Origin of the sequence: Pseudofrankia coriaricola (assembly GCF_032027725.1) — a bacterium.
Taxonomy (GTDB): Bacteria; Actinomycetota; Actinomycetes; order Frankiales; family Frankiaceae; genus Pseudofrankia.
Map to the genome: position 1 here is coordinate 20,580 of NZ_JASNFO010000099.1, position 16,051 is coordinate 36,630.

General features: G+C 74.7%; 9 protein-coding genes. 5 read left to right on the forward strand and 4 right to left on the reverse strand.

Annotated features, from left to right (window positions below; genetic code table 11):
• Positions 1–229 precede the first annotated feature (229 nt).
• From QOZ89_RS38985 to QOZ89_RS38995, 3 genes are all read right to left on the reverse strand, one after another.
• Complete coding sequence (locus tag QOZ89_RS38985) at positions 230–1,153, reverse strand: 1,4-dihydroxy-6-naphtoate synthase (RefSeq protein ID WP_241842320.1); 924 nt, start codon at positions 1,151–1,153, stop codon at positions 230–232.
• A 110-nt stretch (positions 1,154–1,263) separates the two neighbouring features.
• A complete protein-coding gene (gene mqnB, locus QOZ89_RS38990; protein ID WP_071053295.1) occupies positions 1,264–2,169 on the reverse strand; it encodes a futalosine hydrolase in 906 nt (301 codons plus the stop codon).
• Positions 2,170–2,908: 739 nt separating this feature from the next.
• On the reverse strand, positions 2,909–3,880 hold the full coding sequence (locus tag QOZ89_RS38995; RefSeq protein WP_397428928.1) for a DUF3027 domain-containing protein: 972 nt from the start codon (positions 3,878–3,880) through the stop codon (positions 2,909–2,911).
• Between the two features lie 723 nt (positions 3,881–4,603).
• Between QOZ89_RS38995 and QOZ89_RS39000 the strand changes: the two genes are divergently transcribed.
• Positions 4,604–6,427, forward strand: a complete 1,824-nt coding sequence (locus tag QOZ89_RS39000; RefSeq protein ID WP_397428929.1) for an MFS transporter — start codon at positions 4,604–4,606, stop codon at positions 6,425–6,427.
• 294 nt (positions 6,428–6,721) lie between these two features.
• Here the strand turns inward: QOZ89_RS39000 and QOZ89_RS39005 are convergent, their stop codons facing one another.
• Positions 6,722–7,750, reverse strand: coding sequence for an ABC transporter substrate-binding protein (locus tag QOZ89_RS39005; RefSeq protein ID WP_083419830.1), 1,029 nt, complete (start codon positions 7,748–7,750; stop codon positions 6,722–6,724).
• Between the two features lie 371 nt (positions 7,751–8,121).
• Here QOZ89_RS39005 and larB point away from each other — a divergent pair, with 371 nt between their 5' ends.
• The 4 genes from larB (at position 8,122) to QOZ89_RS39025 (ending at position 15,936) form a co-directional block, all read left to right on the forward strand.
• Positions 8,122–9,036: a nickel pincer cofactor biosynthesis protein LarB gene (gene larB / locus QOZ89_RS39010; RefSeq protein WP_312629095.1), complete on the forward strand. Its 915-nt coding sequence runs from the start codon at positions 8,122–8,124 to the stop codon at positions 9,034–9,036.
• The gene (larC, locus tag QOZ89_RS39015; protein ID WP_312629097.1) at positions 9,033–10,577 is read left to right on the forward strand and encodes a nickel pincer cofactor biosynthesis protein LarC; all 1,545 of its coding nucleotides are present in this window, start codon (positions 9,033–9,035) and stop codon (positions 10,575–10,577) included. Before larB ends, larC begins: the two co-directional genes overlap by 4 nt.
• 1,594 nt (positions 10,578–12,171) lie before the next feature.
• The gene (locus QOZ89_RS39020; protein ID WP_312629099.1) at positions 12,172–15,147 is read left to right on the forward strand and encodes a nucleotide-binding protein; all 2,976 of its coding nucleotides are present in this window, start codon (positions 12,172–12,174) and stop codon (positions 15,145–15,147) included.
• A 66-nt stretch (positions 15,148–15,213) separates the two neighbouring features.
• On the forward strand, positions 15,214–15,936 hold the full coding sequence (locus QOZ89_RS39025; protein WP_198543575.1) for a RibD family protein: 723 nt from the start codon (positions 15,214–15,216) through the stop codon (positions 15,934–15,936).
• Positions 15,937–16,051: the final 115 nt, after the last annotated feature.

The following is a 16,051-nucleotide window of genomic DNA, read 5'->3' on the forward strand; positions in this document are numbered from 1 at the left end:
CGGCTGGGTCCGAGCTGGCGAGGTGGCTGAGTTGGTACTGCGCTGAGGCGCCGTCACCAGCTGTGCCTGGGTTGCGCGCATTTCTCACCGGAACGGCGTAGCCCCAGCGCGGGTCGATGCTGGCGAGGTGGCTGAGTTGGTACTGCGCTGAGGCGCCGTCACCAGCTGTGGCTGGGTTGCGCGCATTCCTCACCGGAACGGCATAGCCCCAGCGCGGGTCGATGGTGGTTCAGCGTAGGGGGGTGGAGAGGCGGGGGACGAGGTCTTCGGCGGCGGCGCGGCCGAGGAGCTCCTCGACGGCGGCGTAGCCCTCGTCACCGAGGTCGAGGCTGAAGTCGTTGACGTAGAGGTTGATGTGCGCCTCGGCGACCTCCGGCGCCAGTTCCTGGGAGTGCGCGAGCACCCAGTCGGCGGACGCCGTCCGGTCGGCGAAGGCGGCCGCGACGCTGTCCCTGACGGCGGCGCCCAGGTCGCCGGCGCCGGCCGGCAGATCCCGGCGGGCGAGGATCGCGCCGAGCGGGATCGGCAGGCCGGTGGTTCCCTCCCACCAGTCGCCGAGGTCGGCCACCGACACCAGTCCGTAGGACGGATAGGTGAACCGGGACTCGTGGATCACCAGGCCCGCGTCGTAGCGGCCGTCGCGGACCGCGGGCATGATCTGATCGAACGGGAGCACGTCGATCGAGGCGACGTCGACGCCGGCCGCCCACAGCCGGAACAGCAGGTATGCGGTGGTGCGGATGCCGGGGATGGCGACCCTCGCGCCACGCAGGATCCCCGGCCCCGTGGCGCCCGGTGTCCGGTCACCGCCCGGGTCGCCGCCGGCGGCGCGGCCGGGGGCCATGAGGACCAGCGGGCCGCAGCCACGGCCGAGCGCACCGCCCGACGGCAGGAGCCGGTAGCCGTCGAGCAGCCACGGCAGCGCGGCATAGGAAACCTTCACCAGATGGTCCAGGCCGTCGGCCGCCCGGGTGTTGAGCACGTCGATGTCGGCAAACGTCACCGACACAGGTGGCGTTCCCGCCACCAGACCGTGCGCCAGCGCGTGGAACACGAATGTGTCGTTCGGGCACGGCGAGATCGCCAGACTCAGCGGCGCCATGCCCTGAGGCTCGGCGGTCGTGTTGGGCTGGGTCACCTCGGTTGCCGTCATGCTGTTTATTTTGGTTCGCTCCGTCCGGGCGCGGCGCTCCGGCCCCGTACTCGCTTCGCTCCCACGGGACCTCCGCGCGCCGCCCGGACGGAGCCGAACCAAGAAACCAGTCAGGTGCGCAGCGGCTGAAGCAGGCCCTCGGGGTGGGCGACCAGGGCGCCCGCCGCGGTGCGCAGGCTGGCGAGCGCACCCGGCATGTTCCAACTGCTCCGGTCGCGCCGGCCCACCTGGTTGCTGATCGCGCGGATCTCGCTGACGGGCACCCCGAAGGCCGCGGCGGCGACGCCGACCGCGTAGCCCTCCATCCCCTCCGCGACCGGGTCGAGGCGGGCGGTCAGGGTTGCCGCGCGCAGTTCGGTGCCGGTGACGGTGGCGACGGTGAGCACCGGGCCGGTGGCCACCCGCCGTCCGGTCAGCCCGAGCACCGTGCGCAGCCGTTCCACCAGCTCGGGATCCGGGACGATCGTGGAAGAGCCGAGGCCGAGGTCATCCAGGGTGAGGAACTTGCCGTCGATGGACGAGCTGGTGGTGCGTGGCAGCGGTGGCGCGCCGGTGCTGTGGAAGCCGAGGCTGCGGTCCATCTCGTGGATCTGGCCCTGCGGCTCGCGCAGGTCGTCGAGGCCGGATTCGGCGCCCAGATCGGCGGCGACGAGCCGCCCGGCGACCACCAGATCGCCGATCTCGGCCCAGCCACGAAACCCGCCGGCGACCCCCATCGACAGCACGAGGGTGAACGGGTCGCCCGCCGCCTGCGCGACGGCGAGCGCCACCGCCGTGCCGGCCGCGGCCGCGGGCCCGCCGGTGCCGGCGGCGAGCACCGTCACCGGGCCGCGGCGGCGCCCGACGTAGGGGCCGAGAGTGGACGTGGTCAGAAGCTGGCGGTCCCAGTCGGGCGAGACGGGCGCGCTCGGCGCCTCGGTGGAACGTCCGCGGGAGCGCGACCAGCTACCCATCAGGCCCGCGCACACCGCGTCCGCCTCCGCCTGCACAGCGGTGACGATCAAGGTGCGGCTCATCGGCGTGTCCGAGGCATGGTTCCTGGCTTTCGTATCGCTGTTACGTTGCGTTGCACTATTGTTACGCTTTGAGCATGTAGTCGGCCCTGTCCTGTCAGGTTCCTTCGCGGTCCGGGGCCCGCCTGGGGCCCGATGGTCGGTTCCGTGCGCCATCGAAGGAATCAGCAGACCCGCCGGGAAGCGCCACCGTGTCGGACGGCGCGGTGACAGCACGGGGTTTCCAAGGAGGGCAAACAGGACTTTGCTGACGGACCTTAGCATCGCCGTCGACGGTGCGTGGCGGGGCGCGGGGCGCCCACCGGCTCCCGAATCGTCACCCGCACAGGTCGCCCGCCTGCCCGAACACGTCGTCACCGCCCGTTCGAATCGCGGCAGCGGTCATGTCGCCGAGGCAGAGGTCCGGTTTCGGGCGGGCGATCGTGGACTGCGACGTCACAGCGGCGAGCGACCGAGCTGGCCGCGGCGGCGCGCCTCCGCGAAGGCCCTACGAGCGCGGCGAAGTGGCCCCCCGTGATGGCGGTTTCGGGTTGGTGACGTCACAGCGGCAAGCACCCGGGCTGGCGCGGAGGCGTGCCTCCGCGGAGGCCCGGCCCACGAGCGAAGCGAAGTGGGTTGGGCCGCAGCGGAGGTCGCCGTAGCGCACGTGAGCGGAGGAGGACACGGCGCGGAGGTCCCTTGGGAGCGAAGCGAGTAAGGGGCCGTAGCGCCGTGCCCGCACGGAGCGAACCAGAAACACAGCTCAGGCGTGACCGTAGGGCTCCGGGCGGCCACCATGGCCGGCGCCGGCGGCGTCCTGGCCTACGCCACCCGCCGCCGCGCCGACCAGTTCGACGTCCGTGGGCTCCAGGTCGGAGGGGTCCTCGTCGAAGGGAACCGGCTCGGGATGCGCCGAGGGCGCGACCAAGGCCTCGGAGTGGGCGCCGCAGCCGTGGTCGATGGAGGTCACCTTGGCGTCGTCCGGCGCCAGCTCGTTGGCGCATACGCCGAACAGGCGGCCGAGCCCGCCGGCCAACCGGACGTGGAAGCCGCAGGTAAGGCAGGTCGCCGGGGCGACCTTCGCCACATGCGCGTCCGGGCCGGGATCCCCGGCGTACCAACGCGTGCTGGCCTCCTCGCGACCGAAGATGGACAGCACCCGCGGCCGGCCGAGGCCGAGCTCCAGGAAGGCGTCGGTGTCGGCGAACTCCTCGACATCGCTGCGGCGCAGCGCCAGACGAGGGTCATCGACGGCGGTCGGCAGCAGATCCCCGACGCCGACGTCACCCGGGCGCAGCCGCTGCGACCACGGCACCCAGGGCGGCGCGAGCAGCGCGCCCTCGCCGGGCATCAGGACCACGTCGTCGATGGTCACCCTGCGGACCCGCGGCGCCCTCGCGGTGACGACGGCCCATACCCAGCCCCGGTATGCGGGCGTCAGGCAGGCGAACCGGTGCAGCGCGAGCCGTTCGCCCTCGGCCTCGACGCCGAGGTGCTCGCCGACCGCGTCCGCGCCGCCGGCCTCCTCGATGGCTGCCTCGCGCGCGACGTCGACCGCGGCCGCGCAGACCGGGTCGGGCCCCCGGACGGCCCGCACCGCGCGACCGCGGCCCCCTTCGTCGACCGTCTCGTCGTCGTCCACCGCCGCCCGGGTCTCGGTCTCGGTGGCCGACTCCGGTCCGGCCAGCGCGGCCGTCTCGGGTTCCGTGGAGGCCTCGGCGGTCGGCTGGGGCACCGGTACAGATCCGGACACCGTTGCGGTCTCGGGCAGCGTTGCGGATCCAGACGGCGTTGCGGGCTCGGGCAGCGTTGCCGTCGCCGGGACCGTTGCGGGCTCGGGCAGTGCTTCGGGCTCGGCCGTCGGCGCGGGGGCCGGTTCCGGCCCGGGTTCGATGGTGGCCGCCGCGACCGGCCCGGGCCGCGCGGCGGCCTCAGCGGCCTCAGCGGCCTCAGCGGCCTCAGCGGCCTCAGCGGCCTCAGCGGCCTCAGCGGCCTCAGCGGAGGCGGCCAGCTCCGGCGGCGTTCCGGCTGGCCGCGTGTCCCACTCAGCCGGAGCCTGGTCGGCGGTTGGCTGCTCGACCGGTAGGGCTTCCAGGGCAGGGGGCTCAACGGCCGGGGCCTCGGGAACCGAGGGATCCCCCGTCGGTGCCTCAGCAGACGAGGCCGAGGGAGCGGCCGCCTTGGTGGCCTCATCGGTGAGTGTGCCCGGGGCCTCCTCGTCGGCAGCGGGGTCTGGCGCCCCGGTTGCGTCCGACATATCCGGCGGCGCGGTCTCAGGTGTAGCCGAAACCACCTCCGGCGTCGCCGGGGGTGCGCTTGCCTGGTTGTCAGCGCCTGTCACGTCGTCCACGGATACATTGTCGCCTAGTCGTGACCAGTACGCCCGGCGTGGTCGTGGCCCTGCGGCTGTTTCGCGGGCACACTCTGCAGGGTGGGCACTGGCGGGATCGGCCGAACGGTGGGAAAGGCCCGCGCCGGGATGGGCACGGGCATCACACGGCTGCGCGCGTCGACAAGGCGCGATGGCGCGGACCGGTCAGGGCTCGCCGCCCTGCTCGACCTCTCCGTGATCAATGCCGCGGGCGACGCGCTGGTCACCGTGGTGCTGGCCGGGGCGCTGTTCTTCTCCGTCCCGACGGGTGAGGCTCGTTCCAAGGTCGCCCTCTACCTGCTGATCACGATGGTTCCGTTCGTGCTGCTCGCGCCCGTGATCGGGCCGGTGCTCGACCGGTTCTCCTACGGGCGGCGCTCGGCGCTCGCCGCCCTCTGCCTCGGGCGCGGGATGCTTGCCTGGCAGCTGGCTACCTCGCTGACCGGGATCGCGGTCTACCCGCTCGCGCTCGGCCTGCTCATGCTCTCTCGGGCGTTCGGGGTCGCGCGCAGCGCGGTCATCCCGCGAGTAGCGCCGCCTGAGCTGACACTCGTCAAGGTCAACTCACGGCTGTCGATGGTCAACATCGTCGCCGGCACCGTCGCCGCGCCCATCGGCCTGGGCATCGCGCAGATCCCCTACGTCGGCTACCCATGGGTGCTGCGGGTCTGCGCGGTGCTCTACCTGGCCGGCGTGCCGTACGCGTTCAAGCTGCCGAAGAGGGTCGACTCGAGCGAGGGGGAGCGCCGGCTGCGGGACGTGGTCGCCTCAGCGACCGGGCCGCGGGCCCCCATGCTCGCCGGACCGGGGAAGCAGAGCCGGTCGGCCCGGGCGCACGCCGCGATCAGGGCGGTGCTCGGGGGGTCGCCGGCGGCGCTGCGCTCGACCCTGGTGCTGCGCACGATCGTGGGATTCCTGACCTTCTACCTGGCCTTCCTGCTGCGCGCCGAGGGCGGCACCTCCCTGTGGCTCGGCGTGCTGGCCGCCGCGGCGGCGGTCGGCAGCGGGCTGGGCGTCGTCATCGGCGGGCGGCTCGGCCGGCGCCGCCCCGAGCGCCTCCTGACGCTCGCGCTGCTGCTGACGACCGGCGGCTGCGCGCTGGCGGCGGTCACCTACGCGAAGCTCACGGCGCTGCTCGCCGCGCTGCTGGCGATGCTGGCCGCCTCGATGGCCAAGCTCGCCCTGGACGCGATCATCCAGCGGGACACCGCTGAGGACGTGCGCAACTCGGCGTTCGCCCGCTCGGAGACCGTCCTGCAACTTGGTTGGGTCGGTGGCGGCGCGGTCGGGCTGATAGAGATGCCCGGCCCGCTGGGCTTCGTCCTGGCCGCCGTGGCGGCCGGCGCGACCGTGTTCGGCCAGGCACGGGAGCTACGGCGGGTCCGCGCGGCCCGCCGGGCCGGGGCCGCCGCGCCGGAGACGGCGCGCGACTGGCCGTCCGATCCGTCCTGGTCAGCCGACCCGTCCTGGCGGGCCGACCCGGCCGTCCTTCCGACGATGATGCCGCCGCCCGGTGACCAGTCGCCGCCGGCCGCCTGGTCACCGACCGTCGCGTCTCCCAGGGACGAGCCGAGGCCCACCCGGCGATGGAGAGGCCGCACGCGGCCAGGAGCGGTTCGGGTGCCACCGACGACACCGGACTGGGCCCAGCCCGGTCAGCCCGGTCAGCCCGGGCAGTCCGCGGACCTGCCGCCGGCGGCCGGCATGGGCCCGGGTGGAGGTGCCGGCTGGCCGGGCGCCGGGGCGCCCGCCCTCGACCCGGACGTGACCCTGCCGGCCCGCCGCCGGCGGTGGGGCCCGCGCGCCGGTACGCGGGCGGACGGCCTCGATTCGGACACGACCCTCCCGCTCAACGAGGAACGGCGGCACCCATCGATGCCGCCGCCCAGGGCCGATCTTCCTACTGACTAGCGTTCCCTGTCCCGGCTTTGCTGCCAGGCAAGGTGCGTCGCCATAGTGACTTGTTCGCGCAACATGATCACAGAAGGCGACCGCGCATCAGCGCTGGCGCGGACGCACCCACATCGTCCACCTCGCGACCAGCCAGACCACCGTCATATGCCCAGGGCCCGGCACCACGCGGGGAGCAGGGTCTCTGCCGGATCGGCGACAGGGTCCCTGCTGGATCGGCGGAGCCGATCTGGGAGGTTAACGATCCGGGAGGTTAGGCTCAGCGCCCGACCGGCGGCGCCCGGCGGGACCGCCTTATGTGAGCAGGTTCTTGCTCTTCAGGTACTCCTTGGCGACGTCGGAGCTGCGCTCCCGGTCGGAGTCGACCTTCTTGTTCAGGTCGGCGAGGTCGGCGGTGGTCAGCACCGGCGCCAGCGCGTTCAGCGCCGCGCTGATCTCCGGCGTGAGCGACTTGGTGTTGACGATCGGAACCAGGTTGTCGGCGTTCTGCAGCTTCTTGTCGTCGTCGAGCACGACCAGGTCGTAGTCGTCGACGGTGGCGTCCGTGGTCAGCACCAGGCCGAGCTGGGCGGTGCCGTCCTTGACCGCGGACTTCGTCTGCGCTGTGTCGACGCCGGTCTCGACGATCCCGGAGACCTTGATGTTGTAGGTCTTCTCCAGGCCAGGCTGGCAGAACGGCCGGGTGGCGCACTCGGGACCGGCGGCGATCTTCACCTCGAGGCCGCTGGCGCCCAGGTCCGATAGCGTCTTGAGGTTGTTCTTGGTCGCGAGGTCCTTGCTGACGGCGAAGGCGTTCTGGTCGACGGCGTCCGCCGGGTCCAGCGCGGTCAGGCCCTTGCCGGTGGCGAGCTTGCGCAGCGCCGCCATCGACGTGTCCAGGTCCGACGACGAGACCGACGCCGCGTCCTTCCCGTTGACCAGCGAGTTGAGCAGGTCGGCGTAGGTGGCGACGTACTGCGGCATGACGTCGATCTGGCCGCTCTCCAGCGACGACTGGGCGATCTCGGTGCTCTGCACCGATGTGCGGTCCACCTTGTAGCCGGCCTTGGTGAGCAGCTCGCCGTACATGTCGGCCAGGATCTTGCTCTCGGTGAAGCCGGCGTCAGCGATCGTCAGAGTCCCTTTGGGGCCACCGGTGCTGGCGGCGCCGGTCTGCCCGGAGCCGTCGGAGCCGCCGCAGGCTGCCGCGCCGAGGGTGACTGCCAGCACGGCCGCGACACCGACAGCGCGTGGCCCGATGCCGCGGCCGAGGAGCCGGCCGAGGCGTGGGCGGTCGCGGCGCCGCGGCCGGGGATCTTCGGCGAACTGTGTCGTTTCTGCCACAGGTAACTCTCCTGGGTATGGGGCGCCCTGTGCCCTGCCTGGCGCGCCGGTGGCTGGCCAGGCTTCGTCATAGTGGGAGCGTGCTGGACAACGTTCCGCATGACGTTGTCCGGCAGACCGAGGCGACGCAACCAGATGCTGCCTAATCCCGGTGCAGAACCACAGAACTGTAATTCTCGTGTAATAGAAGCGAGTGCGGTCGCGGGACGCGGACGAACGGTGGTGAGGAGTAGCCGCCGGGTGAGGGCACGTTGTCAGCTCCGTCAACTCCGTCAGCGCCGGACGCCGGCTGCCGGCTGCCGGCGAGCGAACGTACGATCGGGCGCCGGGCAGGCGGCAGCGGATCGGCGGCGGAGGTGAGACTGACACCGATGGACACAGAGCAGCTGCGCACGCTGTTGACCGAGGTGGCCGCCGGGCGGGTCGACACGGACGAGGCGATGGCCCGGCTCGCGGCCGGGCCGCTCGGCGACGGCGCAGGTTTTGTCGATCTTGGGTACGCGCGGGTCGACACCCACCGCGGCGTGCGCACCGGCGACCCGGAGGTCGTCTACGCGGCCGGCAAGACGGCGACCGAGACGGTCGGGATCGTGACCGCGCTGCGCGCGGCGAGCGGTGACGGCCGGCCCACCCTGGTCACCAGGGCCGGCAGGGAGACGGTCGACGCCCTGCTCGCCCGCTGGCCGGACGCCACGGCGACCGACACGGCCCGCCCGCTCACGAGCGTCGCCGTCGGCCAGTTCCCGCCGGCGCGCGGCCGGGTCGTCGTCGTCTGCGCGGGCACCTCCGACGCTCCGGTCGCCGACGAGGCCGCCCTGACGGCCGCGGCCAGCGGCGCGGGTGTCGAGACGCTGCGCGACGTCGGCGTGGCCGGGCTGCACCGGCTGCTCGCGGTGCGCGACGTGCTCGCGAGCGCCGACTGCCTCGTGGTGGTCGCCGGGATGGAAGGTGCCCTGCCCAGCGTCATCGGCGGCCTGGTCGGGGTGCCACTCATCGCCGTTCCCACCAGCGTCGGGTACGGCGCCGCGTTCGGCGGGATCGCGGCGCTGCTCGGGATGCTGACCGCATGCGCGCCGGGGATCGCCGTCTGCAACATCGACAACGGCTTCGGCGCCGGCCTGTTCGCCGCCCGCGTCGCCCGCGCCGCCGCCGTCGCCCGCGCCGCGACCGCCGTCACCGCTGCCGGCGCTGATACCGCCGGCGTCGATGCCGCCGGTGACGGTAACGAGCCGGAGGGCACGGCCGCCGCCGTCGCGGTGCCGGTGGGCCCGGTCGGACCGCGGTGACGCGGCGGGTTGGCTGGCTGGACCTGTCCTGCGGCGCGAGCGGCGACATGCTGCTGGGCGCCCTGGTCGGTGCCGGGGTGCCGCTCGACGTCATCGCCGCCGCCGTCGACACGCTGGGGCTGCCCGTCCGGTTCGAGGTTCGCCAGGTACGGCGCGCGGGCCTCGCCGCGACCAAGATCGACGTCGTCGTGCCCCCGGGCGACACCGTCCGCACCTGGGCCGACATCCGCGCGCTGCTCGCCGGCGCGCCCCTGGCCGAGCCGGTCAGGGACCGCGCGACGGCCATCTTCGCCGCGCTCGCGGCGGCCGAGGCACGGGTGCATGGAATCGCGCCGGACGAGGTCCACTTCCACGAGGTCGGCGCGCTGGACGCCATCGCCGACGTGGTGGGCGCGAGTGCCGGCCTCGCCCACCTCGGGCTGGACGAGCTGGTGGCCACTCCGGTCGCGCTCGGCGGTGGGCGGGCCGCGACGGCGCACGGCGTGCTGCCGGTTCCCGTGCCGGCCGTGCTGGAGCTGCTGCGAGCCGCCGGCGCGCCGGCCGCCGGCGGCCCGGCCCAGGTCGAGCTGTGCACGCCGACCGGCGCCGCCATCGTCGTCACGGCGGCGACCGGCTACGGCTACCTGCCGCCGCTGCGTGTCACCGCCGTCGGCGCGGGGGCCGGCACCCGGGACCTGCCCGGCCGCCCCAACATCGTCCGTGTCGTCGTCGGTGAGGCGCTCGAGGACGCGGACGGCGGCCGTGGCCGGCGGGGCGGCGCCTCCTCCGCCGCGCCCATGGTGCCGCCATCCGCTGGTCGGGCGCATGACGGCCACTCGCATGATGGTCACGATCATGATGGCCACTCGCGCGGCGGCCACGATCATGGCGGCTATACCGTTCCGGCGCCCGAGCTGACAGACCAGGCCGCCGAGATCGCCGACCACGGCGGACCCGGAGGACTGGGCGAGCCCGGCGGACCCGGCGAGCCCGGCGGACCCGGCGAGCCGGGCGATCTCGTCGCGACCGACGAACTGGTGCTCGAGGCCAACGTCGACGATCTCGACCCGCGGGTATGGTCGTCGGTGCTCGCGGCGCTGCTCGCGGCGGGCGCCGTGGACGCGTGGCTCACTCCGATCCTGATGAAGAAGGGCCGCCCGGCGCACACCCTGCGCGCACTGGTGCCCCTCGCGGCCGCGCCCGCCGTGCGGGCCGCCGTCTTCGCGCATACCTCGACCCTGGGGCTGCGCGAGACGGCGGTGCGCAAGCGCGCGCTGGCCCGCGGCGTGCGTGTGGTCGAGGTCGCCGGCCACACGATCCGGGTCAAGGTCTCGCCCGGTCTCCCCAGCGCCCGCGCCGGGGACCACGGTGCCGGGGACCAGGACGCCGGTGACCGGGGTGCCGGAGGCGTGGCCCAGCCCGAGTGGGAGGACGTGGCGCTGGTCGCGGATCAGCTCGGCTGGCCTGCCCGCCGAGTGCTCGCGGCGGCGAACGCGCTCGCGCACCGCGGCGAGTGGTCGGGCGTCTCCGAGCCCGCCGACGGCGGCCCCGCACCGACCTGACCGGCGCTGCCCGACCTGGCCCCGCGCCGGCCGCGCTGTGGCTCGGCGCTGGCGCGGGGCGGGCTGGTGGTGATCTCCACGGCCGGGTGGGCATGGGTGAGCCGTGAGAAGGTGTGGGGGCGCTGGGCAAGGCGAAGCCGCAACCGTGACCGCAACCGAGGCGAGCTAAGCCCCTCGGGTAGGCCGACCAGAGTGTGGCATGGGACTATGGGGTGGGTGCTTATAGTGATCTTTGGCCATTTCCGCGCCATGGGCTAGCCCACCGGTGTTCTAGTCCTCGGTGTGTCCAGCCCCCGACGGAAGGGGTTCCTGTGGACCGAGCGGGCGCCAGGCCGGATCGTGAGTGTCCCGCCCATGGCGGGGCGGACCGGGCGGGATCATGAGGAGCGACGCGGACTTCGACGCCGGCGACGGGTATCCCTCCCGGTACGCCGGTCAGCCGCGCGTGGACGTCGCCAGGGCGCCCGCGGGCGCGAACCGTCTCGACCCCACGGCGCTGCCCTTCGCCGACGGATACCTGGGCCGAGCCGCCGCCGGCGAGCCCATTGGTGGGCAAGAAACCGGCGTTGCCGGCGCGTATGGCGCCGACGGCCCTCCGGGGACCCGCCCGGCCGGACGCCTGCCGGGCGTGGGCTTGCCGGGCCAGCCTCCGCCGCCCCCACCGGTTCCGCCGCCCGGCGGAGAGAACCCGCGGTACGGCGCGCCGGCCGGTCCCGGCCCGGTCGCGCCTGGCGGCGCCCCGGACGGGCGGTGGCCGTCGTCGCACGCCGCCTTCGGGCAGGCACCGGCGGCGCCGGGCGGGCATGGCGGGTTCGGCGCCCCCAGCGCTTTCGACGCTCCGAACGGATTCGACGCGTCGCACGGTCACGGCGCCCCGAACGGATTCGGTGCCCCGGATGGGCATGGTGATCCGCGCGGGTTCGGTGCTCCGGGCGGTGTCGGCGGCCCACCCGGACCGGGGGCGCTGAACGGATCTGGTGGCGCCGGGGCCGCCGGCTGGCGGCCGGCGGCCGACGAGGCCAGGGGTGCGCCCCCTCGCGGCTCGCGGCCCGGCCCGCCGCCGTCATCGCCGCGGCCGTCATCGCTTCCCCCCGCGCCGTTCCCGTCCGCGGGTGGCGCGCGACCTGCGTTCGTGCCTGGCTCGGCGGCTGCCCCGATGGCGTCCGGACAGGGCCCCATCGATCTCGACGCGGGCTCCAGGATGCCCGGCCATCCGCCCGCCCCGCCGGCGGGCACCCCCCGCTGGCGCCCCGACCCCTGGGCCGCGGCCCAGGCCGGCACGGCTGGCGCGTCTGGTCCGCCGGCTCCGGCCGGCCCTGGTTTCCCGCCGCCCGGTGGCCCCGCGGCCGGCAGCCCGAACGGGGCTGGGCGGGGGCAACGGCCCGATCCGCTCGCTGGCTTCACCGTCGACGCGGGGGCGATGCCGAGTGGGCCACCAAGGCCGATGCCCGATGGGTGGTCGGTCGGAGCTCCGGACCATCCGTCCATCCATGCCGCGCCGCCACCGCGGCCGGCCGTCCCGCCGCGCGCCGCGCCTGGCCAGGCGTCGCCCTACCGGGGCGTGCCGGCATCGGGCCCCGGTGGGTCATTCAGCGTGGACGGGCGCGTCGAGGACTGGCAGCTGGACCACGCGGCGCACCCTTTTCCCGGCACACCGCCAGTTCCCGGCACACCGCCAGGCCGTCCCGCCGCGAGGCCCGCTGGCCCGGCCGACCGTGTCGCGGGCCGAGACCCGTCGTCCGCCAGGGTCGAGGCGGCGCCGGCGCCCGCCGACCCGTTCGGCGTCGCCGCGCGCGACCCGTTCGTGCTCGGTGGGCGGGGGCCCGCCGGCACGCGTGAGCCGGCGCGGGAGGCGGCCGCTGGTCGCGGTGTTCCCTACGCGCCGGGGCATCCGTCCTGGCCGACCGGCCTCGCCGTGGAGGACCCCAACGCGCCTTCCCGGCCGCGCCCCCCCCGGCAGGCCGGTGCCTTCTCACCCCCCGGCGTGCCACCTGCGCCGCCAGGCAGCCGGCCGGCGTCCGGGCCGCCGCTCGCGAGCCAGCCGCACGGCGGCGGGCCCGCCGGCCAGTTTCCTGGCGAGCCGCCGGCTCGCCCGCGCGGCTGGGATGTCTCAGCCGGTGGGCGCGGCGATGGTCCCGGTGGCGGATCGCCACAGCCCGGCGGCCCGATCGTCTTCGGTGGCGCGGATGACGGGCGGCGCGTGGGCGCCGGCCCGGGGATGAGTGTGGACGGCGGCTCCAACGCCGGCCGTGGGCCCGGGCTGGGCTCCGTCGCCGGACTGGGCAACGGAGCCGCGCGGGGCAACCGGGCCGGGCCGGGTCACGGCGCCGGTCTGGTGCACGGTGGTGGGCCTGGCCAGGGCGTCGGGGGCCAGGTTGGTGGCATCGCCGTTGGTGGCATCGCCGTTGGCGGTGACGCCGGCTCGTCCGTCCGCCCCCAACCAGCCGCTGGGCCGTGGGTGGTGGAAGGCTCGGCCGACAGGGCGGGAAGGCCGCCCGCCAGTCCGGGCCGCGACCGCGCCGGTTCCGGTGCCGGCCGCCCGGGGCCCGGTGAGCGCCCGGCCTCGGCCGGCCTGCCGACCCAGGCGTTCGACCCACTGTTCGACGATTTCCCGGTCGGCCAGGCGCCGGGCGGCCCGTATGGCGCCGCGGGTGCGACCATCGCCGGCGGCCGTCCGGGCGCGGGCGCGCCAGGCGCCCAGCCGGGGATCGCTGGTGTCCCGCCCAGCCCACATGGGCCGGCGGGCCAGGGCTACCCACCGCGGCCGCCGGCGCCTCCTGGCGCGCCGGGCGGCTCGCCGGTGAGCGTCCCCGGCGCGCCGGTCGCCTTCGCCCCGCTGCACGACCAGGCGCCCGGCTTCCAACCGTCGACGCAGTTCCCAGCACCAGCACCGAGCCCGCTCCCCCAGCCGCCGCCCCCGTCACCGGGCATGGCCCCGCCCGGCGCGCAGCCGCCGCCCACCGCGGCCGCCGCCGGCTTGGTGGCACCGCCACGGCCGCCGGTGGCCCCGCCCCCCGGGGGCGACGGCGGGAGGCGCCGGCCGCCGCCCGGCCCTCCGCCGGTGGGTCACGAGCCTTCGGGCTACCCGGAGGCGGGCCGGGCGGTGGCCTCCCTTCAGCCAGGCCTCGGCCGGGTTCAGCCCGGCCAGCGCGAATCGTGGGACCAGTTCGACGTCGCGGGGCGCCGGCCCGGCGCGGCGCCGGCGGACAACCGCGGCGGCCGCCCGATCCGTGACGGCCGCGACGTCAGGGACGGCCGCGACGTCAGGGACGGCCGCGACGTCAGGGACGGCCGCGACGTCAGGGACGGCCGCGACGTCAGGGACGGCCGCGACGTCAGGGACGGCCGCGACGTCAGGGACGGCCGCGACGTCAGGGACGGCCGGGAGGCCAGGGACGGCCGCGACGCCAGAGAGGGCCGGGAGGCCAGGGACGGCCGCGACGCCAGAGAGGGCCGGGAGGCCAGGGACGACATCGGGGCGCCCTACTCGCCGCCCCGGCGGCGGAACATGCCGGACGGCTCGGGGAACGTGGGCGGACCCGCCGCCGACGACGTGTCCAGCCGGACGGGCGTCCGGCACGGTACCGGGCACCCCGGGGCGGCGCTCTACAGCGACGCCCTGCTGGGGCCGTCCCAGGAGACGGCGGCCCGAGGCTGGCGCAAGGTCGTCTACCAGATGTCCGGCGGCGCGGTGAACCCCGGGCCGTCGCCCGACGAGGCTCGGCACAATCGGCTGCTCGCGCATATCCGGACGTCGCTGATCGACTGCCACCGGATCGCCGTGATGTCGCTCAAGGGCGGCGTCGGCAAGACGACGACCACGATCGGCCTCGGTTCCACGCTCGCCGACCTGCGCGACGACCGGGTCGTGGCGATCGACGCCAACCCGGACCGCGGCACCCTGGGAACAAAGGTGCAACGGCCCTCTCCGTACACCGTTCGCGACCTGCTCGAGCACGCCCCCGGGCTGCATCGCTACGTCGACATCCGTCAGTACATGGCCCGCTCGGACTCGCGGCTGGACGTGCTGGCCTCGGCGGACGATCCCGAGATCTCCGAGGCGTTCGCCGACTCGGACTACCGCGCTGTCGACAATCTGCTGCAGCGCTACTACTCGATCCTGTTGACTGACTGCGGCACCGGCATGCTGCACAGCGCCATGGGCGGCGTGCTCGGGCTCGCCGACACGCTGGTCATCGTGACGAGCTCCAGCGCCGACGGCGGGACGTCCGCCAGCGCCACGCTGGACTGGCTGGACGCGCACGGCTACGCCGACCGGGTCCGTGACGCGGTCGCGGTGATCTCGATGTTCCCGCAGAACGGCGACGGGGTGGACGTCGACTCGCTCGAGCAGCACTTCGCCGCGCGCACTCGCCGGGTGGTGCGCGTGCCATGGGACCCGCACCTGGCCACCGGCGGGCGGATCGACCTGCACGAGCTGAAGCGGGAGACGCGCCGCGCCTACCAGGAGCTCGCCGCCGCCGTCGCCGAGCGCTTCGCCCCACAAGATCTCGACGACGCCGGCTATCCCATTCCTCAGCCCCGTTACAACGACCGCCTGTTCTCCTGACCCGCCGGCCGGGGCCGGGCACCAGGGCCGGGCGGCCAGGGCTCAGGGCCCGCGTAGCGTGCGGACATGGGGAACGCGCGGGTGAGCGGCCGGCCGTATGTGCTGTTGAGCTGCGCCGCGTCGATCGACGGGTACATCGACGACGCGAGTGAGCGCAGGTTGCGGCTGTCCAACGAGGCCGACTTCGACCGGGTGGACGAGGCGCGGGCCGGATGCGACGCGATCCTCATCGGCGCGGGCACCATCCGGGCGGACAACCCGAAGCTGCTCGTTCGCTCCCAGGCCCGCCGCGACGCCCGGGCCCGGCGTGGCCGGCCCGTGAACCCCTTGAAGGCAACTCTCACCGGTCGTGGCGACCTCGACCCCGAGGCCCTGTTCTTCACGGCCGGAGATGCCCCGAAGGTCGTCTATGCGACTACATCCGCACTGGAGAAGACACGGGACCGCGTCAGCGCGGTCGCCGAGATCGTCGACGTCGGCGAGCCAGCCGACCTGGGCCGGATGCTCGACGACCTGGCGTCCAGGGGTGTCGGAAGGCTCATGGTGGAGGGCGGCGGCACCGTCCACACCCAGTTCCTGACAGCGGGGTTCGCCGACGAGCTGCAGCTCGCGATCGCGCCGTTCTTCGTCGGCGACCCGCGCGCCCCTCGCTTCGTCCACGGCGGCGCCTTCCCGTGGAACCCGGTCAGCCCCGCCCGTCTCGCCGAGGTCACCAGGATCGACGACATCGTCCTGCTGCGGTACGCCCTGTCGGACAGCTACCCGGGCCACCCGGCGCATCCGGACTGAGACAGCGGCGGCTTGCGGTGGGGGTCGGCCAGGTCGGTAGGACTGGGCGACGCCGAACCGTGGCCGCGAGCGCGTCCGAGATCTGCTCGTCCACGATCCGCAGGCCACCTTGCTG